The organism is Planococcus sp. CP5-4_YE, assembly GCF_019042655.1.
Taxonomy (GTDB): Bacteria; Bacillota; Bacilli; order Bacillales_A; family Planococcaceae; genus Planococcus.
In genome coordinates, this window is sequence record NZ_JAHPZO010000005.1 from 52320 (window position 1) to 76731 (window position 24412).

Below are 24412 nucleotides of genomic sequence, written 5' to 3' on the forward strand. Positions count from 1 at the left end.
AATCAACTTCCGCCACTTTACAGGCCGCTTTAATAGCTCTCCTTCAAGTCTATAAAGGAATTGTGAGGAAATAATGAAACTCTTTGATAAAGTTCATAAGATAAGGCAGATTTCTAAAATACAGACACAAAACATTCGTTTCTTTCCAGACTCAAAAAAAAACTCCCCGTGGGAGCTTTCCTAAAGTTCGTCTTATGGCTGATGACGCTTCACGTCGTCTATGATATTCGGAATCAAATCAGGATCGGTAAAACTATAATCTTCAATCAACATTCCTTCTGGGTTAATGACAAAAAAACTGACTCCATGCAAAACCTGGTTGGTTTCACTTGGTTTATGCACCAAGGTTTGAAACTCATCCAAGGCAAACTTTTCAATTTCTTCTTGCGAATAACCTGTCAGCAAATGCCAATTGCTTTGATCTTGCGTAAACCCCTCAATGTATTTCTTAAGGACATCTGGAGAGTCGACTGCCGGATCTACACTGAAGGAGACGATTTCCACTTCCAATCCTCGGTCCCCCAGTTCTTCCTGAAGTTCAGCCATGGTAAAAGTCATCGGGGGACATACCGTTTCGCAATTCGTGAAAATGAAATCAGCAATCCAAACTTTCCCTTCTAATTGCTTCATGCCGAATGGTTCCTCGTTCTGATCGGTGAATTCAAAGGGTTGAACAACTGGCCCTTCCTTTTGAAACCACGAGCAGCCTGTTAAGGTTAGAATCAATAGACCCAAAAACAACATTCGAAGCTGTCGCATAGCACTCATTGTCTCCCTCTTTCCTCTTTCGCCATTTTCTCATTCTCCAGAGGCAAGATAACTTTAAATGTAATCCGTTCTCCACCGCTATTGATAATTTCCAGTGTTCCATTCTGAAGTTGTATGATTTCTTTTACAATCGATAGACCAAGCCCTGTTCCGCCTGTGTGGCGTGTACGGGCTTTATCGGTGCGGAAAAAGCGCTGCCCCAGCTGTTTTATCTCCTGTTCAGATAATGTGGGTCCTTTGTTCGTAATCTCAAAGGACAAACAGCCATCGGTTTCTTTCAATGCGTATTCAATGACACTATCGGCGTATGCATATTTAATGGCGTTATCGATCAAGTTGTAAAAGACTTGCTGAATACGCTTTGGGTCATTGACGATGATTAATTCTTCATCCACTTGGAATTGATAAGCGATTCCTTTTTTGAGCGCTAAATGACGAAACAATTCGGCTGTATCGTAAAGAAGCTGGCCGACAGCTATCGGTTCCCGGTGGAAATGATAAAACTCATCCTGTAAATAAGTTAACTCTGCTAAGTCCGCCAATAGTTTCTTTAGTCGCTTCACTTCCAGTTCAATGGTTTCCAAGTATTTCTTTTCTTCCTCTGCTGAAGTGTACAGGCCATTTTTCACGATTTCGGCATACCCCATAATATACGTCAATGGTGTTCTCAATTCGTGAACTACATTGGATAAGAACTCCCTCTTTTGCTCTTCTTGATGCTGCAAAGCTTCGGTCATCTCGTTAAAAGCCATTGACATTTGGCCAATTTCATCCAATTGCTTGACCGTCAGTCGATTTGTAAAATTCCCTTTCGAAACTTCCCTGGACATCTCTTGTAAAGAAACCAGTGGTCTAAAAAGCGACTTGCGAATGCGATTGATCAAATAGGCCATCCCTACGAAAAATAGCAGTCCACCCACCAGTAGTATCGGGATGCTGGTGGTAAATACTTGCGAAAGACCGGCTAAGGGCACATAGATAAAAATGAAGCCAATGGGGGCAGATCCATCGGTAATTGGATAAATCGCCCCAATTACATCGCGTTCAAAGTGTTCCACGTATCCTTCTTTCATAATTGGCTCTCCATTCATCAGAGCCTCTCGTTCACTTTCTTCCAGTAAGTTTGTTTTTCCAATTTTGTAAGGAAAGGACGTGTTCAATTCATCCAGCTGATTGACCACAATGACTTCATAATCGGAAACCACGTTATACCAATGAATCTTTTCAATGATATCTTCCGTCAATTCTCCATAATGGTAGTGCGTAGCTGTCCGTTGTCCCTGCGTTTCAACTGACTCCCTGATTGTATTCAAATACAAATCTTTATAGAGAAAGTGGAGAAACCCAAAAGCAAAAAGCATAGAAAAAGCTACACTTCCCATGAGCAGCAATATGTTTTTCTCTCCGAAACTTAACTTTCTCTTTCTCAATTGTTACACCTCTAGTTTGTAGCCGACTCCCCAAACGGTTTTTACGGCATCCCCATTATTTCCTAATTTCAGACGCAAAGTTTTGATGTGGGTATCTACGGTTCTTTCTGTGCCCTCGTAATCCATTCCCCACACCGTCTCTAGTAAAATTCTTCGTGAAAGCACATTTTTAGGGTGTTGTACCAGCACAGCGAGTAGTTGAAACTCCTTCATCGTAAGGGAAATTTCGTTGTCCCCTGCAAAGGCCCGATGATTTTTTTGATCGATTGAAAACACGCCAGCTTGCAGCAAGTTTGTTTTTCGCCGCTTTGGATCCGTTCTTCTTAACACCGTTTCAATACGGGCGATCAATTCGGCTGAGTGGAACGGCTTCGCTATATAATCATCTGCCCCAAGCTTTAACCCTTTTACTTTATCCCATTCTTCTCCCTTAGCTGATAAGACGATGACAGGTACATCACGGGTTTTTCTTACTTCTTCTATTAATTCATAGCCATTCATAAAAGGCATCATAACATCTGCAAGGATAAGATCCGGCGCATTCTTTTCAAGTAGCATCAGCGCTTCTGCGCCGTTGGAGGCTTCGAGCACCTGGTAACCTTCTGCAACTAAAAAAGAACGAATCAGTGTTCTCATGTCTTGTTCATCATCTACTATTAATAGTTTGTATATATTCATGTCTTCTCCTCACTTCTTCTCACCCTTATCATAACAAAAGCTTGTGAAGAAATTATGAGGTATATATTGAAGAAAAAGAAACTTTGTAGATGTAGCTAATCTTTTTTAATTGAAAATCTCTTTGGTATTGCACATTTTCAAAAAGAGTCATGGGCTATTGCCTATAATTACAAACCAGTCATATAAGTTCACATTTATAAAAAAAAACAGAGAGTCGATGGCTGATTAAAGCGCATTTTCTCTCCCTTTATTTTGGGCAGTTACCGATAAGGGGTCATATGTTAACCAAACTGGTACCCATTACTCATTGCTTAGTTGCTTTTATTTTTGACCAGTAAGATGATCATTGCTGCTGCAATCAAGGTGAACGCAACGAGCGCCAAGAAGGGAATCGTCACAAACCCCAGCCAGTTAATATACTCGGAACTGCAGGGAACACCGTTGACACAAGGTTTGAATCCTCCGAATCCGGGCACTTTCTGTTCCAGGTAATGGAGAATCGAAATGGTCCCCCCAATTAGTGACAGGGGCAAAACATAGATGAATGCCTTTACGTCATTTCGAAAGGTCGCAATCCCTAAAATCGAAACCAGCGGATACATGGCAATCCGTTGATACCAACAAAGCTCACAAGGAATGAATTCTTTAATTTCACTGAAATACAAGCTGCCGAGTGTCGCAGCCAATGACACGAACCAGGCACTGTATAACAACACACCTCTGTTATCTGATTCTGTTTTTCTGTTTTCCATCATTCTTCACCTGTCAGTTCCTGTTCAATCAACGCTTTGATCGCTTCATAATCGAATGGGTCGTCCAATGTTGTGCCGTTCACCACGATCGTCGGGGTTTGCGCTACTTCAGCTTCTTCGACCAGCACTTCATCGATCTCCACTTGCTCCATTGTCGCTTGCTGTTCCATGTCGGCCTCCAGCTGCGCCTGGTCGATCGAAGGGAAATCGTTTGCTATTTCCAGCATTTTTTCTGGCGTTACCCAAAGTGCGTCGTGGTTCTGTGCCGGTTGCTCTGCATACAAAGCTTTATGGAACTCCCAATAGACATCAGGGCTTTGTTGATAAACGGATTCTGCAGCTATTGATGCCAAAGTGGATTCTTCCCCGTGGAAAAGGACGTTGATATAGGAGAACTTCACATCTCCTGTCTCTACATAGTCTTCAACCAATTGGGGGTAAATCATTTCTCCCCACGCCTTGCAGGACGGACATTTGAAATCCCCGAATTCAACAACCGTCACAGGAGCTTCTTCATCGCCTATTGTCGGCTGTCCGCTGATATCCATTTGCGCTGTTTCCGCTGGCTGTGTTTCGGGCTGATTCGTCAAAATCACGATTGCGGCCAGGACCACAACGCCCAATAGTGTCAGGAGAACCGCTAGTTTCATGCCGGATGGCTTCGTTGTTTTCTTGTCATTATTCATCGTAACCCTCTTTTCTGTATTGTTTAGAATGCCGGTTGTGCTACTGCTTAAACTAAACGTACCACCATTAAATCATATTGACAGTCTGCCCCACTCTCTATTAAAAGAAGGAGACGATTTTTTGAATCGTGTTGTTTTTGTAGATAATGAATAAGCCAAGGCCGATATAAATGATGGCCATGATCCATCTGCTGTATTTTTCAATGACTTCTCCGATACCCGGGATATGAACGATCTTTTGTGCGGTAAAGGCCATTAAGTAAATCAGGATCAGAAACACAATTAAAGTGATAACCAGTTCATCTGTATCTAAAGTCAAAAAGTATGGAACGAACAAACCGATATTATCCGCCCCGCAACTGCCTATAGTAACGAGCGCCACCGTTTTTACTAATTTGCTCAAACCGTGTTTACTTAACCGGTCTTCTACATATTCTTCGTCAGAATCACCGCTTATGGCGACTTTCAATCCAAAATAAATAGGTATCAGACCGAGCAGTCCCAATATCCATTTCTCAGGGACGAAGTTCAGAACGTAAGCCAAAAACAAACTGACAACGATTAACGTCAAAGACCCTACATATTGGCCAATATAGATGTTCCTCGCTTGTTTTCGCGTCTCGGCTCTTGCGAAAAAGATCAGCAGTATGGCAATCAAGTCCACTGCAGTCGCCAAATACAAAACAAATGATGTAGCAATTACCTGAAACATAACAGCACCTCTTATTTACATATATTGATTCACTGATTGAAGAAAAATTGCTTCTTTATGAATGGGCCTTAATTGGGAGTCAGTTAGTGGACACCAAATTAAACGTTCACTTTTTCGTTCATTTCCATCAGATGTTTTATATCCTTTTTTCAGGCTCTTCTATTTTAACAGCCAGGCTCTTCATTCATATACTCATTTGATTATTGGAATTGACAACTTTTTAATTCCTCCCTACACTAATCATAAGCAACAAATCATAAAGGGGTGAAACCATGGTGAAAATTGAGGCCACTAAAAAGACAGATACCTGCCAGACATTTTGTTACGATGAAGAAGTGGTGGAAAGAATCCAACCAAAGCTTGAAAACGTCGACGGGGTCGAGTTGCTCTTTAAAGCATTGTCCGACGCCACCCGCTTGAAAGTAGCCTATGCTTTAAGTTTGGAAAAAGAACTTTGCGTATGTGATGTTGCCAATATTTTAAATACCACTACAGCTACTGCTTCCCATCACTTGCGTTATTTGCGAAATATGGGGTTAGTAAAATATGATAAAAGAGGCAAATTGGTCTTTTATTCCCTGCCGGATAATCACATCCGCAGCCTGGTACAATTAGCTGCAGGACACAATATAGCGTCTCATTAAAATGAAGTCTGCGTTTTGTTAACGCACCTTCATCCCGAGAAAAAAGCCTTTTCAAGTTGAGAAAAGGCTTTTTTGCTGTTAATTTTGTCCGTTGCATCTCTCCGTGGCCAGCAGTTGCATATTGAATTGATCCACAATTATTTTTGTCTGAGCAGCCGCATGCTATTGAGTATGACCAGCAGGGCAGCTCCGGTATCGGCCAACACAGCCATCCACAACGTCAAAAGTCCCGGGAAGATCAAGAGCAAGGCAGCCACTTTTGTCAGCAGCGAAAACCAAACATTCTGTTTGATGATGGTCAAGGCTTTTCTGCTTAAGCGGATCGTGTGCGGAAGTTTCTCCAAATTATCGGCCATCAACACAATATCCGCAGTTTCCATGGCCGTATCCGTCCCTGCGCCGCCCATGGCAATTCCGAGGTCAGCCGTTGCCAGTGCCGGAGCGTCATTGATGCCATCGCCAATCATCGCCACCTTTTTGCCTTCTTGCTGCAGCTTCTTAACGGCTGTCACTTTGTCTTCAGGAAGCAATTCAGCAAAGTAACGGTCGACACCGGTTTGGGCGCCGATTTTTTTCGCCGTCCCATTATTGTCGCCCGTCAGCATGACCATTTCTTCCATGCCGACGTCTTTCAGCTGCTGGATGGCTGAAACGGTAATGCTGCGGATTGGATCAGCTACGCCAATCATCCCTAAAACTTCTGTACGGGTGCCGATGACAATTAACGTGTGTCCTTCATCTTGTAAGGTCTGTACGTGATCTTCAACGGCAGACAAGGACACGTCCATTTCCTGATATAGCTTCGGGTTGCCGGCGAAATAGTCGACTCCGTCGATGGTCGCCTGTGCGCCCTTCCCGGGAATGGCTTTGAACGAATCGCCGGTTTTCACCGAGATGTTCTGTTCAGATGCATAAGAAATAATGGCTTTGGCAATCGGATGAACAGAATGCTCTTCAATGGTACGGGCAATGCTGATCAGTTCCTCTTCGCTTCCATCTACTGTCACTACTTCCGAAACTTTCGGTTTGCCTTCTGTTAAGGTACCGGTTTTATCAAAAGCAATGGCGTTAATGGCTCCTGCTTTCTCCAAGAACGTTCCGCCCTTGATCAATACGCCGTTTTTAGCCGCGTTCCCGATAGCCGATACAATGGCAACAGGAGTCGAAATAACCAGTGCACAAGGACAAGCCACCACTAATAAAGCGAGCCCTTTATAAAGCCATTCTTCCCACGTGCCGAAACCTGTGAGAGGTGGCGCCACCATAACGAGCAACGCCAGCGTAAAAACGATCGGTGTATAAACGCGTGCAAAACGGTCAACAAAGGCTTGTGTTGGTGCTTTCTGTTCTTGTGCTTCCTCTACAAGGTGAATGATTTTGGCAATCGTCGTATCTTCCACCAGTTTGGTCACCCGAATTTCCAGGGAACCACTTTCATTGATTGTTCCAGCATAGACCGAATCGTCTTTTTCTTTATCGACCGGCAGCGATTCACCGGTAATCGGGGCCTGATTGACGCTTGACGCGCCGGAAAGGATCTCTCCATCAAGCGGAATCTTCTCACCCGGCTTGACCACGATGGCGTCCCCCACCGCCACTTCTTCAACCGGTTTGACAATCAGCTGGCTTCCCACTTTTACTAGAGCTTCGGAAGGTGCCAGATTGATCAATCCCCGGATGGATTCTCTTGTGCGTTCAATCGAACGATTCTGGAGGGCGTTGCCCAAAGCGAATAGCCAAACGACCGTGGCGCCTTCGAACCATTCGCCGATTAGGGCTGCGCCAATTGCTGCGGAAACCATGAGCACGTTCATATCCAGCGACTTGCTTTTCACTGCATAATAAGCGCTTCTCGCAGGCTTGTAGCCTCCAATGACTATAGTCAGCGCATATAAAATAGTGACCAGCACGTCAGGAAGGCCAGCGAAAGAGCCGAAAAATCCAGTAGCTAAAAACAAACCGGCCACGCTCGAAGCTGTGATTCTTTTTTGCGTTTTTTCCTCGATTTTTTTATCTTTTGAAATCAGCGATGCCTGAAAACCGGCTCTCTCCACTTCCTGGATGATTTCTTTATCCTCGGCAGTGTGTAGAATTTGCATTTTTCCGGTAGAAAAATTCACTTTCACGTGTTCGACAGACGGGTTTTTTGACAGATGCTTTTCAATTGTTGCAGCACAAGACCCGCAGTCCATTCCATCTACCCGGTATACCTGTCCATCTTTTTTCGTTTCAATGGCGTCTGCCTCAAAACCCAGCTTTTTCACTTGTATCGGAATTTGATCGATCACTGAGGAATCACTGACATCCACCCTCAATTTTCCGGCGCTGTAATTCACATTCACCGATTCAATTCCTTTTACAGTATGTAGGTTCTTCTCAATAGTGGCCGCACAAGACGGGCAATCCATTCCACGAATTTGATAGGTGAAGGAATCGAGAGTTTGTCCAGCCATTTTTTGTTCTTCAGCATTCATGATTGCGTCATTGGAACTGCCCTTATCGGTTCCACAACATGAAGACGTTTTCTCTGGAATTTCTTCTGTTTGGTTTGTACTTGTACAGGAAGGACCTGTGCAGCAGCTTGTTTCTGTTTGTTTTTCTGAAACTTTCATTTCCTCTCTCCTATCTGGTGCTTCTCATCGAGAAAGAAGTCTGGTATTCACACGAAATAAGAAGGCTTTCATTTCTAGCTGCTTGACCGTCTAACCATTTTCAGACAAAATCGGCTTTTCTTTATTGTTTAACCAACGACTTTAATCTTCAAATCTCAACACAATAATCTAATACTCGTTTGAATATTTAAATATAGAATAAATTATTATAGAATATATGTCAACACGCTCTATTGTGGTGAAATTATTACGATTGGAATATTTTTACTGAGTAAATTTTTGCATCTAAATTTAAATGAATGCAAAAAGAAAAGAAGCCATATTACTAGCTTCTTTCCTTCCGATAAGGTGTCATATGTAAACCTATTCTTCTTATATAGTTTGCTTATAGGCGAGGCAAATGAAAAATATTCCAAAAAACAAGACTTTTGTTTTTTAATTACGTCTAACAAGTAGAAACCATAAATTAGGGGGCGAGTTTCATTGACTAGCGAGAGAAAAAGCGAAATCACTGACTGGTATCAGCAGCATGGTGATTCGATATTCAGGTATATATTGCTCATGGTCCGCGACCATCAACAAGCGGAGGATTTAACACAAGAGACGTTTATTAAAGCATTCCGGCATTATGGGAGCTTTGAACGAAAGGCAAATCCGAAAACCTGGCTGTTTCGCATTGCCCACAATCTCACTATTGATTTTCTTCGAAAGCAAAAGCCCTTGGAGCTGTTAAAGGAACTGGTATTACTCGGAAAAAGCACGAGCACTTTTCCTGAAGGAATAGTGGAGATCAGAGAGAATTCTACAGAACTTTATGAGGCATTGAGTCAGCTAAAAGGTCCATATCGCGAAGTTATTGTTTTGAGGAAAATAAGGGAGTTTAGTATACAAGAAACCGGAGAAATTTTAAATTGGTCCGAAAGCAAAGTGAAAAACACCCTTTCCCGAGCCCTTTCCGCATTGGAAAAACAGTTAAACAAGGAGGGAATTATCCATGAAAAAAACTGATGGTGCCCATACCTCATTAGATAATCAGTTGAAACAATTGGATCAGGATATCATTTGGAACCAGCAACACAAAGCAAAGCTGCACTCTCAGATTTTATCTAACTTGGATAAACAGGAATCCAAAACTCGGTTTTTCAATGGCTTTAAATTCACCTCTAGTTTAGTGCTGTGCTCGATCCTTTTAGTAGCCGGGGTTCTGTTCCTTTCACAAAATATTTTTCAAGAAGAAAGTGGTTTGTCGACAGGAAAAGGAAATAACACGGATGAAGAACCTGCTTTGGTAGGAAGCGAAGAGGTAGATGCAGAAAAAAGCAAAGAAATCATTCAAGCTGTCATTGAAGAAGAATTCAACGGACCAGATGAGATGTATAAAGAAGTATGGGAAGCTGCTATGGAAGCTCAAAACAATGCGACCACTCAAGAAGTGTTTGATGCCTTACAGCAAACACCGGTATGGCAAAATTACATGAATTATATGGCCGAGACCTATGCTGCTTATTTCACAGAAAATGGCTATGACAATTTTTTAAATGGCACACCTGCTTTTATGTACAGTGGTTTTGATGGCAAATATGACCTGACAGCGTCGGAGATTAAGATCACCCAGAACGAAAACAATCCGAAAATGTATCAATTTACTTTCCAAGTGGACTACAAAAAAGCAAACGGAGAAGTCCATCCGTATTCTTTCGAAGGTGAAGCCATTACTTCTAAAGAAGGAAAAATTGAGAAGCTACAATTTCTGGATAAAGATGACTTGCTTACAGAAATGAATGAAGAAATTTATTGACGCTGCCTTTAGGTAGCGTTTTTTTGTATGATTGTATTCAAATGTTTTTGACCTTTTCAATCCTTTCCTGAAAATATATTTCCCCCCAAAAAAGAGGGGAAAAGCTTATTTAGCTTCTTCCTTACCGATAATAGATGATATGTAAACTAAATATCAGAACAGTATTCTCTTTTTATCTATTTACACAAAATATTTTACGCTCTCGTCTACGTTTTATAAAAACATTAATTAGTAAAAAGGTTAACGGTATTATTGAGACTCTTTACTTTATTTTTTGTCTCTAAAATAAAACCTGGATCGCTCTTAGTAGAGCAATCCAGGTTTTATTGATTTTTATGTATTGCCTTTCTTTTTATCCATTTTTAAAAATATAAAGTAGATCACATAAGCAACTAAAACTGCAATCATTAATAAAACAGGTGGAGTTTCTCGGTCGCTGAAAAGACTATAAATCAGAAAAACAAAAATTAGAAGACTTAAAACATAAAGTATTTTACTCATATATACTCCTATTCTAAAAGTTATGGAATATCCATATGATACCATACTGAAATTTCGAACTATACCCCACTCAACAAGTTTGCAAGACTCATATTGAATCGAAGTTTTAATTCCAAAGCATCGAAACTTAATAACGATCTATTCCTATAAAGTGGAAAAATTTCATTTGAAGCTCCTTCTCTTGATGGGTCTTAAAATGTAAAATATACACTTCACGATTCCGTCTCTAAAACCTTATAGAATAGTCTTTTGATCTGAATGTAACTTACTTGCTAATAAGTTACATTCAAATGTTTACATAATCATTTCATAGTAAATCATTTGAGGAATTAAGTTCCTCTAGTGCGCTTTGCAAAGTGGAACGGGCGGCAATTGTCGTTTCCCTTATGAGTGCAGCATTTAGCGATTTTAGAATCAGCTTTTCATTTTCTTTATCGACCAAGTCCAAAACGCAATTAGCAAACGAACAACGCACTTGATAGGATGGATCTTTCAAAAGATTCAAAAGAGATATCAGGCGGAATTCAGCACCCAAAAGATAGAGACCAGCATAGAAACCGACTTTCGCCGTGCTGCTTGTTTCGTTCTGAAGAAAGGATTCCAGTACAGGGACTGCTGATGCATCTCCAAGTTTGTCTAGCCCTTCTGCGGCCTCCCTACGGACTATTTCTTCCACATCGGTTAAGGCATCGATCAGATGCTGTTTCCCTCCGTTATCTCGCATCTCACCTAAGGCTTCCACCGCTGAAATACGCACGAGTTCATCGTCATCTTTCAATCGATTGACCACGGCGTTTAAAACAGCGTCTCCCGTATAACCCCACAGTGCTTCGAGCATTTTAAACCAAATTTCTTCATCCGGATTGGCGGTTAGGGACAGCAGGGTGTTTTTGATTTTTTCGCTGATCGGTAATGTTCCCAGAGCTTCGATGGCCACCCACATAACATGAGGATCTTCGTCTTCTAAAAAGGTGGCAATGTTCTCAATGGCATCCGGACCAGCCTGCTCGAGAAATCCCTGGATAATCATTATTTTTTGTTCGGATTTCATAACGGAACATTCCACCTCTTTCGATGTTCTCTTACAAAATTTCGACCAAAGAGATTAACCTTTTGTCTGAATGTGAATGTAACTTAATTCACAATAAGTTACATTCACCTCTCTAAGAACAAGACTCTAAAACCTTTACTAATTTAGCGTAACTAGTGATCATCATTAACTGATTTCTCTGTATTTTGCTTTCGAACTTGGTATCCTACTACAATCCCCAGGATCAAATAAATTAATCCAGTGGTATCCCAATCATTTGTAAAGAAACTAATTACAAACCAAGCTGCCAGTGCCCCTAATATTGCTAAAAATAAACCTTTCATTTCATCGCCCCATTCGAATATTCCGTCTCTTTTATTATTTTTAAATTTAATGTGAATTTTATTAAAATATTCAGAATTTTTATTTCAGAAATAGAAAACTTTAGGAAAGTGAATGTAACTTAAATGCACTTAAGTTACATTCATTTCCACTATTCTCAAAGTTTGAAACCTATGTATATAAGCGTAAAAAGATCCTTTGATTGATGATCTTTTTTATTTCCTTAATTTCACAATTAAATTATTGTTCTATTTCATAATCATCGAGTAACACAAAGTAAATTAAATACATGATTATAAAAGAGATAAATGATCCAACTAATGATAGGTCAATTCTTGAGAAAAGATTATCGAGTAACATTTTAAATAGACAAGCAGCAATTACCACTTGGATTCCATAATTTAAAAGCATACTACCTCTCGTTATAGCTACTTTCTTCTTCTTTTTATAAATTATTATTTTAGATACTAAATCTAAAATAAGTGTAATAACGTACATAACAAAAATTAAAAAAGTGAAATACGTTATATTTCCCATGAAACTATCGCCAGTGGTGACATTAATTAAATTTAATTCCTCTAACACCTCATATAAACCGTATATACCAAAAAAGGGCAATACTACAAAGCCTGCTGTAACTAGTAACATTAAAGCTACAACAGTAATTACAGCTAGTATCCCTATTTTATCCCTTTTTTCACTTTTAATCTTTGACAAAAAATCCCTTCTGTTTTTCTAAATACAGCTTTTTATCTCTTCCAAATTCACTTCCAAAATATTAGAGTGTCTTTTCTAGGAGTGACGGTTCGCTTTCTTGCTCCCGGGAGGAGGATTCTAACGCTTCTACCTCGTTATCCTCCGGCAATGGTGCAATCAATTGTTTCTGCTCCGTCCATGCTGCTGTTAGCATAACAATTGTTCCAGCACACCTGGGTATAAATATGCTCGAATACCGCTCCGTTTGAATCGGCAGACGCCATCTTCGTAATTGTTGGCATTTCCATATCTGTGTAGTTTGGAAGCTGACCGTCATTTTACTCTGGAGTTTCTTCAATGACGATATTCCCTATATATTGAGCTTCATTGTCTCGATCAATAAATTCCACTGCTAATACATAATTCCCTTCGGTTTGCGGAAAGCGAAATTCTCTCGAATCGTTTAGTTCAAGCTCCGTTTCTTCTCCATCTTTCCATAAGGCCGCCGTGATTGTCGGATCGGTCCAAATGTCTCCACCGTTTTCTTCATTCTCCTTGAAATCCAAAGAAGCCGGTTGGTTTGGAGAAACTCGCATGGCCTCCTGTGATGAGCCAAATTTTTCAATGTCCTCTATCGTTTCCGATACTTCTCCACTCGATGAATTCCAACTGATGTTGGCTTCTATTAATTGCATGGGTTCGCCCCGCAAACTATCATCTGCCAGTAAATATGCTCTCGGAACACCCGCATCGTAGTCTTCGGCGATGCAGCCTGTCAGCATGGACATTAATAACAATCCTGAAACGAGTATCAACACTTTTTTCACATAAAGCCACTCCTTGTCCATAACGGCGTTAAACAATGCCGCTCAATTTTGCTTTGCTATCACGTTGATATCTGCCCACTCGTAAGCCAGTTCGGGTATTTGTTTGCCGGCAATCGTTATGTATTTTTCGTCGATGACTTTGCCGCCTAAGTTTTCATAAAAGCCGCTGGATTGATTTTCCTTGAGCACCCAAACGATCATGGACTGAATGTCACGATCCAATAGCTCTTTGCTTATTGCCTGCATCAACAGTTTGCCGACACCTTGCCCTTGATAAGCTTTCAGGATATAGATGGCATATACTTCTCCGCCTATGTCCGGGTAGTCGCTGGAGCGCTCTTTGCCGCCATCTGCAAAGCCGATGACTTCACCGGTTTTATTTTCTGCTACGAACGCTGTAGCATGCTGCAGGTTGCGCTCCCATTGCTTCTCTCTTTCTTCGTATTTCAGCCCATCCAAATATTCATCTGGGACAATATTGCGGTAAGTGGTAATCCAACTGTCTACATGCACTTTGGCAATTCCTCGCGCGTCCGAAAGTTTTGCTCTTCTAATCATCATTCACTCACCCTTTCGGTGTAAACTTCATCACCGCGTTGAACAGGTCGGAAGTTGATTCCTGGAATCCCCGCTCCTCGCTCTTGAAGCTGTCGAGTAATGTATAGCCGAAGACGAGTCCGGCGATTGTTTGTGCTGTGGTACTGCTAAAAAGAAGCAAGTCAATTTGAACATAGACTTCATCAGAGAAAATCAGGTTTTCGATAGGCAATAAAGGCAAAATAGATAAAACTAATACGATAAATGCTGGCACGCCGACCGCCAAGAACTTGCTCCAATCGAATCCGCCGATCCGGCTTTCTTTTCTCTCCAGCATAAACTTTGGCGTCCGCAATAATAAGCCGATAATGATCGGGAAAATAGCTATATAAATCCAAAGTGGCCTTGGCTCAAATTCTGAAGCTGCCTTTTCACTCAATAATTGTTGAAGCTGCAATCCTGCATACACAACCAATGCGATCGCGATGCTCCAGATGAAGTAATAGAAAAATCGTTTCATTGTTTCTTCTCCTCCTTATATTGATTGGTAATTATATATACAGTTGAAAATGGAAAAGCGTTTCGTTTTTATTTCGAGTCAGATGAATGCCAGCATAAAAATAAAAATGACAGCAATCGGAAAAATAATGAACAGCCAGTTCAAAGCTTGGAGAATCCATATACCGGATGGTTTCGGGCCTTCCGTCTTTCGGATGTAGAGAAATGAAACGAGTCCGAAAACCGGCGTCATTAATTGCATCCCTCCGCCATAGTTCGGAGGTGAGGCGTCTACTAACTCTTCCAGCAGAAAAGAAAATAGCACAAGATTGATAGCGAGCAACACAACTGGAATCGCTAAACGAAATTGCTTCAGCATGTTCTTCATTTGATCCTCCTCAGTAAAGCAGTGTCCCGAACCTTCCATCTCTTTAATTCCATAATTTAACTTTAACAGTTTTCTTCCAGAATCGATATACTTCTTAGAGATGTGATAGCTGGTGAATCTTTTTTATCAGGATGGTAAGGATTTAACCTTTATACTTGTGAAGAAAAGTACTCAACACCGAGAAATCTTGCCGGCTACTTCCCATCAGATACACCGATTGAGTTTGGATAAGCTGACTCAAACAAAACGAACCCCAACTGCGCGCCGTCTTACTGGCACTCATTTGGGGTTCGCTGCATTGCTCTATTGTCATCCTTCAAACAAAGGACTGACGGGCTTTTCGTTGTGCACGTGCTCGATTGCTTCTGCGAGCAATGGCGCGATCGAGAGGATGGTGATTTTCGGGATGCGTTTTTCTTTCGGCACGTGGATCGTGTTGGTGACCACAAGTTCCGTCAACGCGGAGTCTTGGATGCGTTGAATGGAATCGCCAGACAATACGGCATGCGTACAGCAAGCGTAGACTGCTTTCGCGCCATTTTCCACGAGCAGGTTCGCTGCCTCGGAAATGGTCTTCGCTGTATCGACGATGTCGACGATGATGACCGCGTTTTTGCCTTTGATGTCCCCGACGATATTCATCGTCTCGGCTTCCTCTGGCATTTTGCGCTTGTCGATAAAGCCGATTGGAACGTCCAATCGATCCGCAAGTCTACGCGCTCTGGTCAAGCCGCCGTTGTCCGGTGCTACGACAATGGCATCTTCGAGGTTTTTATTGATGAAATGCTGCGATAACTCGGTAATGCCGAGCAGTTGGTCAACCGGGATATTGAAGAAGCCTTGTACTTGCGGTGCGTGAAAATCCATCGTGATGACGTGGTCCACGCCCGCTTTTACCAGCATATTTGCCACGAGTTTTGCCGTAATCGGTTCACGTGAACTCGCTTTTCTGTCTTGGCGCGCGTATCCGTAATATGGAATGACCGCTGTGATGGAGTCTGCCGATGCCCGTTTCAAGGCGTCGATCATGATCAATAATTCCATGACATGCTCGTGCCCTGGCTGCGACGTCGATTGGACGACATAGACCTCCGCCCCGCGCACGCTTTCTTCGATATGAATTTGAATTTCCCCATCGCTAAAGTGGGTGATGGAGTTTTTGCCCAGCTCACAGCCGAGATGATCCGCGATCTCCTGCGCCAGTTCCTGATTTGAATTCAATGAAAATAGCTTGAAGTTGTCTCTTAATTGATAAGCCACCGTTCAACTCCCCTTTCAGCAAATTGTAAGTTCTTAAATTGATAGCTGACTGTTTCCCATGAAAATTTCTGATCATGCGGCTTGTATCAGTTGATTTCATGATAGCTCTTTCTGGGTGCAAATGCCACCAAAGATGGGGAATCGCGCCCTTGTTCACAGGCTTAGTAAAAAATCTGCCACAATATCGAGATTCCAAATTAAAAGGATTAATCCGATTAAAAAAGCTGCTACCAGCAAGCTGATCAATCGAAAAGCGGCGAGTTGCAATCTTTCCGGGAAAAATTTCTCGCTGCACCAAAACAGGAAACTGAACAAGAACCCTACAACGAAAAAAGGGCCATCTCCATACGAAAAAATTTCCTCCAACTCTTGTTTCTCTCCATTTTTTATCGGCTTGATGGCCACGTATATATTTTGAATTGCGATGCCGCCCAGTAAAATTGTTAGTATATAAACAGCCCATTGCGGCAAGTTCAGTCCCCCTTGTTTATCCAAATTGATGGCACATATCTTGACGGCTTTGATATTCTGTTCAACCTTCGATCAGTATAGCTGCCAACCCCTGTTCAATTCTCTCCAAAATGTCTACATATCCGATTGTTAAAAGTAGAAAAGGGACAAAGAAAACCAAAGCAATACTCAAGATTCTCAGCGTCTTGCTTATTTTCAAAAAGTCGAGGCGCTTGTGCTCGAGCAAGAAGAATATGCTCATGGGGATGAGTACCGAAAACAGCGTTAAGAAGCTTTGCAGCGTGCGAATATTGGCTTGCAACAAGCTCATTCGCAGCCAATCACTTGTTTCATAATCCTCAACATTTACGGTCACCGAATTTTTCTCTAAACTCCCTTGTGTGATTACTATCCTTTCGCTCTTCTCTTCATAACTGACCGCTCCTGGAAAGATATTCAGGTAAGCAATCAAATAGAAAGAAACACCGATCAATAAGAAGTACGCCAGTAATGTAACAGTGTCTTTTTTTCTCGAATTGTTTTGAGCCATATGCCCTCCTATTGTTTCTGATTAGTAAGCTATAATCCATTTTTGAAGATTGATTTATTATACAGTGCTTGAATATTCTGCTTGTTTGAAACTATTTACTCATTATACCGTACAGTATGTTAAAGGAATTAACATTTTTTTCAAAAAACCACTTGGAGGTCTTTATGAAAAACATACTCATCGTCTCAATTACCATGCTGGTACTCGTACTTGGCAATTGGCTTGTAAGCTTTTTTACGCCACTCGGGTTTTTGGACATCGCCATCCCGTTCGCAGGGCTTGCGGTCGTCATCGTGTTCTTTTTCAAATCGAGAGGCGGGATGGCCAGCCGCCAGTTGGATATGTCGATTCAAGGGGCGACCGGCATCCGGATGGAACAGAGTGCGCCTGTCTCCAATCGCTCCTATATTTTGATTGGGGCGATTTTGTATTTGGTGCTGATGGTCGGGATTACGTTTTTCGCCTACCGGGAGTATTTTTTAAATTAAGTACGATGCGATGATCATTTTGATTAAGGGAGGGCGAATATGAAAAGGCTTTGGACGATTTTCACCAAATTTCTCTTCGGCGTGATTGGCATCATTTTAATCAGTGCTGCTCCAGCTTTATTCAACGGGGCTTCTTTTTTGGATTTCCGTTCATACGGAAAGGCTTTGCAAATGATTTTCACCGGGTTTACGACTGCTTCTGAGTGGACCTTGAGTTACCGCATTCCGGGTTCTCTTGAGACGATTCCGGTATCCTTCGAAAAGTTTTTAAGCGGCCCGTATGTGTATTCGATGTCCATCTTCCTCATGGCACTGGCATTAGCTTTTGTTTCAGCCTTTATCCTTTCTTTTGCCGTGTTGTTGTCAAAAGGCGCCTTGAAACGCTCGATGCTGGAAATCATTAAGGTCCTTCAGTCTTTCCCTGACTTCGCCTACATATTCTTGATTCAAATTGGCGTCATCGCCATTTTTCAACAGACCGGGTTTTTACTTCTTAGCTTTTATAGCTTGGGCGGCGAGGAGATTTACTTGGCGCCTGTCGTGTGTTTATCGGTCGTGCCCGCCGTATTGTTTTTGAAACTGTTCATTTTATTGTATGAAGAAGAACAGCGATACCCTTATGTGGAACTTGCACGTTCCAAAGGGCTTAGCCGTTTTGAGGTCTTGTGGAAGCATTGCACGTCCAATGTATTGAAAAGCGCATTCTATCAATCCAAATCGATTGTGTGGCTGGCGCTTTCTGCACTATTGATTATTGAGCATTTATTCGGGGTCGAAGGTATTTTGTATTATTTGCGCAATGATTTCAGCCCGAAAGGCATTGCGTTCATCCTCTTGACGGTGTTCATTCCGTTCTTCATTTTCTATGCCGTAGTGGAGTTGTGGCTTGGGAAATACGAGATTGAGCGAAATGCGGTATTTAGCAAATTCAATTTGCGTCTTTTCGACTTGAACGAAATCCGAGCTGGTTTCCGTTCGCTTTTCGCCAATCGCCGGTCCGCTTCGACGCGCTTAGCAACTCTCAAAAATCCGCGCATTTTGATTCCTTCATTTATCGTGCTCGGCTTGTTCACAACGAGTGTCCTTTATGCCGTGTTCACAGGCGATGCCATTGCGCAAATTAATTATGTTTACGACGAAGAGGGCAGCATTGAAAGCAGCGCGCCGCATTCACCTTCTGCAGAGATCCTGTTCGGAACGGACCCATACGGCTATTCCATCGCCCAGCAATTATTGGTCGGCATGAAATACACCATTGTTTTGAGTTTATTGATTGCCGGCTTGCGCATCGTCTTCGGATATCTGTTCGGTGTGGTGTACACTTTTTTCTTTACCGACAAATTGCGGCATTTCGTCAATTCGATCGCAGAAGGCATGCATTTCTTGCCGCTGACTTTAGTGACCTATATTTTATTGCTGCCAGTCCTCATCAGTTACGGCCAATGGGATCTAAGCTTATCGGAGCGTCTGCTCTTCCAAGGGTTGATCATGTCACTCGTCGTCTTGCCGATCACGACAAGCGCCATCGGGAATGAAATGAACGAGACCTTGAAAAAAGAGTATGTCATCAGTTCCGTCTTGATGGGCGGGTCGATGAGCTGGATCCTGTCGAAGCACATCCAGCCGGAGCTATGGCCGAAACTCGTGTTGATGTGGGTGCAGCACATCATTCAAGTCTTGCAGATGTTTGTTCACTTAGGCATCTTGAACATTTTTGTCGGCGGCGCTCTTGCCCAATCCGATTCGCCACGGCTCATTCCGGAAATTTACGAACTATCGGGGATGATCGCTATTTCCCGGGAAGTTTTCTCCACCAATCAATTCTGGATGATCCTCCCTCCCTTGGCTGTGTTCATGATTTTGATTTATTGCTTTATCACGATCGCTGAAGGGCTTACGCAGAAACAATTGCCTGTTGTGCAGCCAGAAGTTGAAGACGTGCGGGATTCTGTGAAGAGCTCAGACACGAAACCTTCTTTTACACGCATTCGTTATGCAGAAGCCAATAAAGAATGACCGGTTTACCTCATCGATAAAGGAGAATTGCATGCTATTTACAAAATGGACTCTTTACCAAGCAGCCGCTTTAGCAGGACTGATCGCACTGGCTGTTGTGGCCGAACTTTATTCACTTGATATCGGGAACGCGCTCGCTTCCAGTGCCATCAGCTCGATGCTGATCGTACTGACCTTCATCTTGCTGAGCACGAGCTTGATTCATTTGTTTTTCATCTTTCACAGCAAAAAAAGCGAACGTTTCTTGTCGCATCCCTTGTGGAACAAGATGAACGTGCTGTCGGGACTGTTGCTTGCGGTTTCTGTCATGCTTTTTATAGCCGCTTCACTGACCACCTCGGTGAATGAATGGCTCACAAATTATCGCTGGAATTTATACGGGATCGTCTATTTCTTTTTGTTCCTCTATAGCCTATTCGTACTGTCAATCGTTCATAAAGTGAAGCAAGACAGCGCGAAAGAAACGAAAATCGAAATCTCGTTCGGCGCCACTGTCGTAAGCTTATGCGTATTGCTTTTTCTTCTTTAATTTCAAAAAGAGCCTCCGCTCGAGACCAATTTATGGCTCGAACTGGAGGCTGTTTAATTTGGTTGTTATTCGGCATTAGTGGCATATATGTTCTTGTGCCGATTCTTGAAGCTCACTCACAACTTGAGTTTTGACTGAACAATTACTCATGCCAAAGGCTTCTGACCCAAATTGGTGTAAGAGGCCTTTTAGCAAAAATGGAATCCCATTTATTTGTCTTTTTTAAAATAGTCAATTGCTAATAATGAAATAGCTACTAGTGCAGTTATTATGCTCAATAAATAAAGCGATTGAGTTTCAGGCGTAAGAATACTTTGCCCGTAACTTCCGGTAATTGACCTGAGAATGGCTGATGCAATATAGGCAGCGGAAAACATGATCGCGGCAGAAATAAATAGCCCGGTTGAGACAATGACGTATTTCATTTGACACTCCCTTCCCTACTAGTTTTTCTACACGGCTGCAAAGAAGATTACACCTACTTAATACCTCTAGTTCGAGCCCACAAGAGAATTCGAACCGGAGGCTGTTTTATTTGAATGAATACAATTTTTAGGGCCTTGCCGTTTTGGCGTAATTCCAAGTTCAGCAACGAACATCATCAACAAGCAGTAGAACGCAGTCAAGCTAGCGGCATTGGCTGTACTAGCGGGTTGAGGAAACGAATAATTATAGACGGCTAAATTGACGATCAAGGCCACGACGAATCCTGCATAGGACAAAGTAAACAAGTGACTTCCAACGATTATTCGTTTATCGTTTGTCGAATCCCATGTCACCGATTTTGCAATAGCCAGAGATTCTTTGATTTGCCCAAATGCGCCGTAAGCAAACACTGCGATGATGAGAATCGGAACAAGATCCACCAACCAGTCCATTTGAACACCTCCAAATTAAGAATTCTTAGTTTGTCCGTTCAGCTGTCCTGCGCAGCCATTTTTGATTGTTGCGGTACAGGATCAGCAGGAGCGTCAAGAGCCCTGATAGCCCGAAAAAGCCGGAGAACAAAGTGAGCCCGGTCGTCGGCGAATTAATCAGCATCGCACTCATCAAGAGCAAGCCCACTGCCATCAACGATAAGAAAATGATGTGCATCGTTTTGCGGTCTCCCAATAGCCACCCTGCTAGCTGAAAAACGATGAACAGCAATGATGCTGCCATCAATAACGGAAACAGCGGCTCGAATTTTGCCGCGTAAACGAAATGGTCGATCACCAAAATATCTTCCGCCTCGTTCACTGGCCCGTTTAGCCATGTGGAGAACACAGCCGAGTATTTCCATTCCCAGGAAATATCGCGCAATTGCCCACCTTCATACCAACTGGCGAGTGTCGAAAAGATAAATACCAAAAATGCGCCGATCAGGTAAATGATGTTTTTGAATTTCATGCAATTCCCCTTTCAAACTTTTCGTTAATGGTGTTATGTGTTTTACAGTTCGATGCCAATGTTTTTTAATTGCTCCTTTAAACTCCAATGTTTCGGCTGCTCTTTTTTCATAAACCACTCGGCCCCATTTGCTAACCATTCCGTTATATAGGTTTCAAATGTGTAGCCCTGGTCTAAATCATCATAGCCTGGTTGGAAAGCGCAACAAGTGCAGATCAAGCTATAATCGGGAAGTCCATTTCTATAAAGGGGTCCTCGAAGACCGTCAAAGCCACAAACTGAACAGACATAAAACTTCTTTTTGAACATCATTTATGTCCTCACCTTTTCGCTATCCTTTTACAAACCACTCGATTTTTGTACCTATGTTACAAATAATCGCTTCCCAATTATTGAGAGTTATTTTCTCCTCTAAATTTTGCTGTTTTGACAAAAATATTGTGTAGCAACGATCATACTGACTGATAAATACCGATTGCAAATTCTCATCGGTGATGATGACTTCAGCTGGTGCTAATTCTGATATAGTTGAAAAAGTGCACTTTTCAATCGACACCTGACCGGAAGAATCGAAAACTGGATCCGAAAAATAAAAGTTTTGCGCTCCATTGGAAGAAAAGTCATTCAAAATCCCCTTGTTGAGAAAAACCGGAATCCGATCTTCTTGTGGCCAATAAAAATCTGATGAGAAAGAATCGCTTACTTTCTTTTCTAAATCGGGCCGTTGATATGGCCTTTTAAAGGTGGCCGTTCCCAGTGCCAAGGCCACTTCGTTTAAAGAAGAAAAGCCACAAATTGTGCGGACTGTTTCCCAACTGACTGGAGTACCGAGCGTTAAAATTTCTTCATCACTTGGATAGACATGTTCATCTGGATGTGACTTTTTCTTCTCACTCCAACCTTTAGGCATCTGAACAAATGGATGCAGAAGAAACGCTGACGACCGATATTCAGGCACTTGTTGCAGTAGAGGATCTTCTTCATTAAAACGAATATAATCCATATGCATTTCTCCTAAACAAATTGAATTTAAAAGCGTATTTCCTTTAATATACTAAGACTCAGATGGAATATCTACATAATAATGGAAATAACTGAAGATCATATGAAAAATCTTTTCTTTTTCTTTAGTTCCTTTAAAGTTAGCATTTCTTTTTTTCCTATAGGGACATATGTCCTTCCACCCACTCAAAATGCCGATTATCCTTAAATTAACGAAAGGCGGTGGACCGGATGAAAGGAATTTTATTTGCACTGGCGGGCGGGTTTTTCCTGACCTTCCAAAGCGTGGCGAATGCGACGATCAGTGACCAAATCGGCACGTGGCAAGCAGCGGCAATGACCCAGCTGACGGGCTTTGTGCTGGCAATCTTGATCGTTTTGGCGCTAAGAGACACATCGATCAAACATTTGAAACAAGTCTCCCCTCTATATGCCTCAGGCGGCTTGCTTGCAGCGTTTATCTTGTTCAGTAATATGACCGCTGTCCATCGCATGGGCGTGACGCTGACGATCAGCATGTTCCTTATTGCACAGCTGATCGCAGCGATCGTTATCGATGGCAAAGGCTGGTTCGATATGGCGAAGAAGAATGTCGGAAAAACGCAAATTGCGGGCGTGTTATTGATGATCACCGGCATCCTTGTATTGAAATGGTAAGGAGGAAAAACTATGCAGGCGATTAACGAGTATCTTCAGCAGTATGGATTGGCAGATTTGTTCCCTGCTGGCGTCGTCGATTCGATGCAGATCGAACGGTATGCGGCTGGACATAGATTGTTCTCACAAGGTGACACCGCGGACACTTTGTACTTGCTCGTTGAAGGTAAATTGAAGATTTCCATGCTATCGCCAGAAGGCAAGCGGCTGATTTTGGCATTCAAAACGCCTTTTGATATCGTCGGCGATATCGAATATGTACAGAAATGCCCATTCATCAACACAGTCGAAGCCGTGACGGACTTGGTATTACTGCGCGTTCCGCATCGTACATTGGATCATGAAATGAGCGGCAATTCCCTATTCCAGCAATTCCTATTGGAGACCATTACACGCAAGTTCGTCACGAAAGCACAAGAATTGAATTTCAATCTACTCTACGCAGTCGATGTGCGTGTGGCGAGTTATTTACTGTCGATGACACCGGATAAACCGAGGCTTGATTCGCCTTCGCTTGTCGATATGGCCGACTTGATCGGCACGAGCTATCGCCATTTAAACCGGGTGCTCCAAAAATTCGAGCAGTCCGGCTGGATTAAACGCAACAACGGCAAAATCGATTTGCTCGACCGGGACGCTTTATTGGAACAGGCGGGCCATAATATTTATGAATAGGAGGAACTCCCATGGTTCTTGGCATCATACTGGCTCTTTCAGGCGGCGTCTTTGTCTGCCTGCAAAATATATTCAACGCGAATGTAAAACAACACGTCAGCGTCTGGACGACGACGGCACTTGTGTTATTTCTTGGATTTTCCGGCTCTTTTATCGCGGGCCTTGCTGTGAACGGGAAGAGCTTATTCCTTTTTGAGGCGGAAACGTGGTTTTGGTTTAGCGGCGTGCTCGGTGTTGGGGTCGTCGTTTGTGTCACACAAGGCGTCCAGGCATTGGGCCCGAGCCGTGCGATCTCGATTGTCATGGTATCGCAAATTTTCTTCGGCTTGATGTGGGACACGGCGGGCTGGTTCGGGCTCGAGCAAGTTCCATTCACTTGGCAATCGCTGTTTGGCGTGCTTTTGATCAGCGCAGGCATCTTGCTGTTCCAACTCGGCCCTATTTTAGAGCGAAAGTCGCTCGCCCCACAACAAAAAGCGCCCCATGAGGCGTAGTTT

General features: G+C 42.5%; 31 protein-coding genes. 9 read left to right on the plus strand and 22 right to left on the minus strand.

The genetic code is table 11. From position 1 onward, the window contains the following. Nucleotides 1-192: 192 nt before the first annotated feature. From KTG14_RS08075 to KTG14_RS08100, 6 genes are all read right to left on the minus strand, one after another. Nucleotides 193-768: an SCO family protein gene (locus tag KTG14_RS08075; RefSeq protein WP_308461965.1), complete on the minus strand. Its 576-nt coding sequence runs from the start codon at nucleotides 766-768 to the stop codon at nucleotides 193-195. Continuing rightward, complete coding sequence (locus KTG14_RS08080) at nucleotides 765-2150, minus strand: sensor histidine kinase (RefSeq protein WP_254178066.1); 1386 nt, start codon at nucleotides 2148-2150, stop codon at nucleotides 765-767. The genes KTG14_RS08075 and KTG14_RS08080 overlap by 4 nt, the downstream gene beginning before the upstream one ends. A 51-nt stretch (nucleotides 2151-2201) precedes the next feature. Next, nucleotides 2202-2876 carry a response regulator transcription factor gene (locus tag KTG14_RS08085; RefSeq protein WP_216970456.1) on the minus strand — a complete coding sequence of 225 codons (675 nt, stop codon included), beginning with the start codon at nucleotides 2874-2876 and terminating at the stop codon, nucleotides 2202-2204. Between the two features lie 311 nt (nucleotides 2877-3187). Then, the gene (locus KTG14_RS08090; RefSeq protein WP_216970457.1) at nucleotides 3188-3628 is read right to left on the minus strand and encodes a disulfide oxidoreductase; all 441 of its coding nucleotides are present in this window, start codon (nucleotides 3626-3628) and stop codon (nucleotides 3188-3190) included. Continuing rightward, nucleotides 3628-4314, minus strand: coding sequence for a DsbA family protein (locus KTG14_RS08095; protein WP_216970458.1), 687 nt, complete (start codon nucleotides 4312-4314; stop codon nucleotides 3628-3630). The genes KTG14_RS08090 and KTG14_RS08095 overlap by 1 nt, the downstream gene beginning before the upstream one ends. Nucleotides 4315-4414: 100 nt before the next feature. After that, entirely contained in the window at nucleotides 4415-5026 is a 612-nt protein-coding gene (locus KTG14_RS08100) for a CadD family cadmium resistance transporter (protein WP_216970459.1), read from the minus strand. Nucleotides 5027-5298: 272 nt separating this feature from the next. On the opposite strand from KTG14_RS08100, the gene KTG14_RS08105 reads away from it, so the two are divergent. Further along, nucleotides 5299-5670 carry an ArsR/SmtB family transcription factor gene (locus KTG14_RS08105; protein ID WP_216970460.1) on the plus strand — a complete coding sequence of 124 codons (372 nt, stop codon included), beginning with the start codon at nucleotides 5299-5301 and terminating at the stop codon, nucleotides 5668-5670. A gap of 137 nt (nucleotides 5671-5807) precedes the next feature. Here KTG14_RS08105 and KTG14_RS08110 read toward each other — a convergent pair whose 3' ends face one another. Next, nucleotides 5808-8282 carry a heavy metal translocating P-type ATPase gene (locus KTG14_RS08110; RefSeq protein ID WP_216970461.1) on the minus strand — a complete coding sequence of 825 codons (2475 nt, stop codon included), beginning with the start codon at nucleotides 8280-8282 and terminating at the stop codon, nucleotides 5808-5810. A 483-nt stretch (nucleotides 8283-8765) separates the two neighbouring features. On the opposite strand from KTG14_RS08110, the gene KTG14_RS08115 reads away from it, so the two are divergent. After that, nucleotides 8766-9290, plus strand: coding sequence for an RNA polymerase sigma factor (locus tag KTG14_RS08115; RefSeq protein WP_216970462.1), 525 nt, complete (start codon nucleotides 8766-8768; stop codon nucleotides 9288-9290). Next, complete coding sequence (locus KTG14_RS08120) at nucleotides 9277-10080, plus strand: hypothetical protein (protein WP_216970463.1); 804 nt, start codon at nucleotides 9277-9279, stop codon at nucleotides 10078-10080. The genes KTG14_RS08115 and KTG14_RS08120 overlap by 14 nt, the downstream gene beginning before the upstream one ends. Before the next feature lie 808 nt (nucleotides 10081-10888). Here KTG14_RS08120 and KTG14_RS08125 read toward each other — a convergent pair. From KTG14_RS08125 to KTG14_RS08170, 10 genes are all read right to left on the minus strand, one after another. Beyond that, nucleotides 10889-11632, minus strand: coding sequence for a HEAT repeat domain-containing protein (locus KTG14_RS08125; protein WP_216970464.1), 744 nt, complete (start codon nucleotides 11630-11632; stop codon nucleotides 10889-10891). Between the two features lie 152 nt (nucleotides 11633-11784). Then, on the minus strand, nucleotides 11785-11955 hold the full coding sequence (locus KTG14_RS08130; RefSeq protein ID WP_216970465.1) for a hypothetical protein: 171 nt from the start codon (nucleotides 11953-11955) through the stop codon (nucleotides 11785-11787). A 238-nt stretch (nucleotides 11956-12193) separates the two neighbouring features. Continuing rightward, nucleotides 12194-12670, minus strand: a complete 477-nt coding sequence (locus tag KTG14_RS08135; RefSeq protein ID WP_216970466.1) for a hypothetical protein — start codon at nucleotides 12668-12670, stop codon at nucleotides 12194-12196. Nucleotides 12671-12987: 317 nt separating this feature from the next. After that, on the minus strand, nucleotides 12988-13476 hold the full coding sequence (locus tag KTG14_RS08140) for a hypothetical protein (RefSeq protein ID WP_308461966.1): 489 nt from the start codon (nucleotides 13474-13476) through the stop codon (nucleotides 12988-12990). A 42-nt stretch (nucleotides 13477-13518) separates the two neighbouring features. Beyond that, nucleotides 13519-14034 (minus strand): GNAT family N-acetyltransferase, encoded by a 516-nt coding sequence (locus tag KTG14_RS08145; protein ID WP_308461967.1) that lies wholly within the window; start codon nucleotides 14032-14034, stop codon nucleotides 13519-13521. 7 nt (nucleotides 14035-14041) lie between these two features. Next, nucleotides 14042-14533 (minus strand): hypothetical protein, encoded by a 492-nt coding sequence (locus tag KTG14_RS08150; RefSeq protein ID WP_216970468.1) that lies wholly within the window; start codon nucleotides 14531-14533, stop codon nucleotides 14042-14044. Between the two features lie 78 nt (nucleotides 14534-14611). Next, entirely contained in the window at nucleotides 14612-14899 is a 288-nt protein-coding gene (locus tag KTG14_RS08155; RefSeq protein WP_216970469.1) for a hypothetical protein, read from the minus strand. A 309-nt stretch (nucleotides 14900-15208) separates the two neighbouring features. Next, on the minus strand, nucleotides 15209-16159 hold the full coding sequence (locus KTG14_RS08160) for a ribose-phosphate diphosphokinase (RefSeq protein ID WP_216970470.1): 951 nt from the start codon (nucleotides 16157-16159) through the stop codon (nucleotides 15209-15211). Nucleotides 16160-16312: 153 nt separating this feature from the next. Next, nucleotides 16313-16630: a hypothetical protein gene (locus KTG14_RS08165; RefSeq protein ID WP_216970471.1), complete on the minus strand. Its 318-nt coding sequence runs from the start codon at nucleotides 16628-16630 to the stop codon at nucleotides 16313-16315. Nucleotides 16631-16691: 61 nt separating this feature from the next. Then, nucleotides 16692-17159, minus strand: coding sequence for a hypothetical protein (locus KTG14_RS08170; RefSeq protein ID WP_216970472.1), 468 nt, complete (start codon nucleotides 17157-17159; stop codon nucleotides 16692-16694). Nucleotides 17160-17323: 164 nt separating this feature from the next. On the opposite strand from KTG14_RS08170, the gene KTG14_RS08175 reads away from it, so the two are divergent. From KTG14_RS08175 to KTG14_RS08185, 3 genes are read left to right on the plus strand one after another with little or no spacing between them, the layout of a single operon-like run. Next, nucleotides 17324-17647: a hypothetical protein gene (locus KTG14_RS08175; RefSeq protein ID WP_216970473.1), complete on the plus strand. Its 324-nt coding sequence runs from the start codon at nucleotides 17324-17326 to the stop codon at nucleotides 17645-17647. 39 nt (nucleotides 17648-17686) lie between these two features. Beyond that, entirely contained in the window at nucleotides 17687-19663 is a 1977-nt protein-coding gene (locus KTG14_RS08180; RefSeq protein ID WP_216970474.1) for a hypothetical protein, read from the plus strand. Nucleotides 19664-19694: 31 nt separating this feature from the next. Beyond that, the gene (locus KTG14_RS08185) at nucleotides 19695-20192 is read left to right on the plus strand and encodes a hypothetical protein (RefSeq protein ID WP_216970475.1); all 498 of its coding nucleotides are present in this window, start codon (nucleotides 19695-19697) and stop codon (nucleotides 20190-20192) included. Between the two features lie 209 nt (nucleotides 20193-20401). Here the strand turns inward: KTG14_RS08185 and KTG14_RS08190 are convergent, their stop codons facing one another. The 5 genes from KTG14_RS08190 to KTG14_RS08210 form a co-directional block, all read right to left on the minus strand. Beyond that, nucleotides 20402-20617, minus strand: coding sequence for a hypothetical protein (locus KTG14_RS08190; protein WP_216970476.1), 216 nt, complete (start codon nucleotides 20615-20617; stop codon nucleotides 20402-20404). Nucleotides 20618-20683: 66 nt separating this feature from the next. Continuing rightward, complete coding sequence (locus KTG14_RS08195) at nucleotides 20684-21070, minus strand: hypothetical protein (protein ID WP_216970477.1); 387 nt, start codon at nucleotides 21068-21070, stop codon at nucleotides 20684-20686. A gap of 25 nt (nucleotides 21071-21095) precedes the next feature. After that, nucleotides 21096-21581 (minus strand): DUF4306 domain-containing protein, encoded by a 486-nt coding sequence (locus tag KTG14_RS08200; protein WP_216970478.1) that lies wholly within the window; start codon nucleotides 21579-21581, stop codon nucleotides 21096-21098. Between the two features lie 42 nt (nucleotides 21582-21623). Next, entirely contained in the window at nucleotides 21624-21893 is a 270-nt protein-coding gene (locus KTG14_RS08205; RefSeq protein ID WP_216970479.1) for a hypothetical protein, read from the minus strand. Nucleotides 21894-21912: 19 nt separating this feature from the next. Further along, nucleotides 21913-22584, minus strand: coding sequence for a DUF2711 family protein (locus tag KTG14_RS08210; RefSeq protein WP_216970480.1), 672 nt, complete (start codon nucleotides 22582-22584; stop codon nucleotides 21913-21915). A gap of 230 nt (nucleotides 22585-22814) precedes the next feature. Between KTG14_RS08210 and KTG14_RS08215 the strand changes: the two genes are divergently transcribed. From KTG14_RS08215 to KTG14_RS08225, 3 genes are read left to right on the plus strand one after another with little or no spacing between them, the layout of a single operon-like run. Then, nucleotides 22815-23240 (plus strand): DMT family transporter, encoded by a 426-nt coding sequence (locus KTG14_RS08215; protein ID WP_216970481.1) that lies wholly within the window; start codon nucleotides 22815-22817, stop codon nucleotides 23238-23240. Between the two features lie 12 nt (nucleotides 23241-23252). Then, on the plus strand, nucleotides 23253-23915 hold the full coding sequence (locus tag KTG14_RS08220; protein ID WP_216970482.1) for a Crp/Fnr family transcriptional regulator: 663 nt from the start codon (nucleotides 23253-23255) through the stop codon (nucleotides 23913-23915). Between the two features lie 11 nt (nucleotides 23916-23926). Then, complete coding sequence (locus KTG14_RS08225; protein WP_216970483.1) at nucleotides 23927-24409, plus strand: DMT family transporter; 483 nt, start codon at nucleotides 23927-23929, stop codon at nucleotides 24407-24409. The last annotated feature ends 3 nt before the right edge of the window (nucleotides 24410-24412 follow it).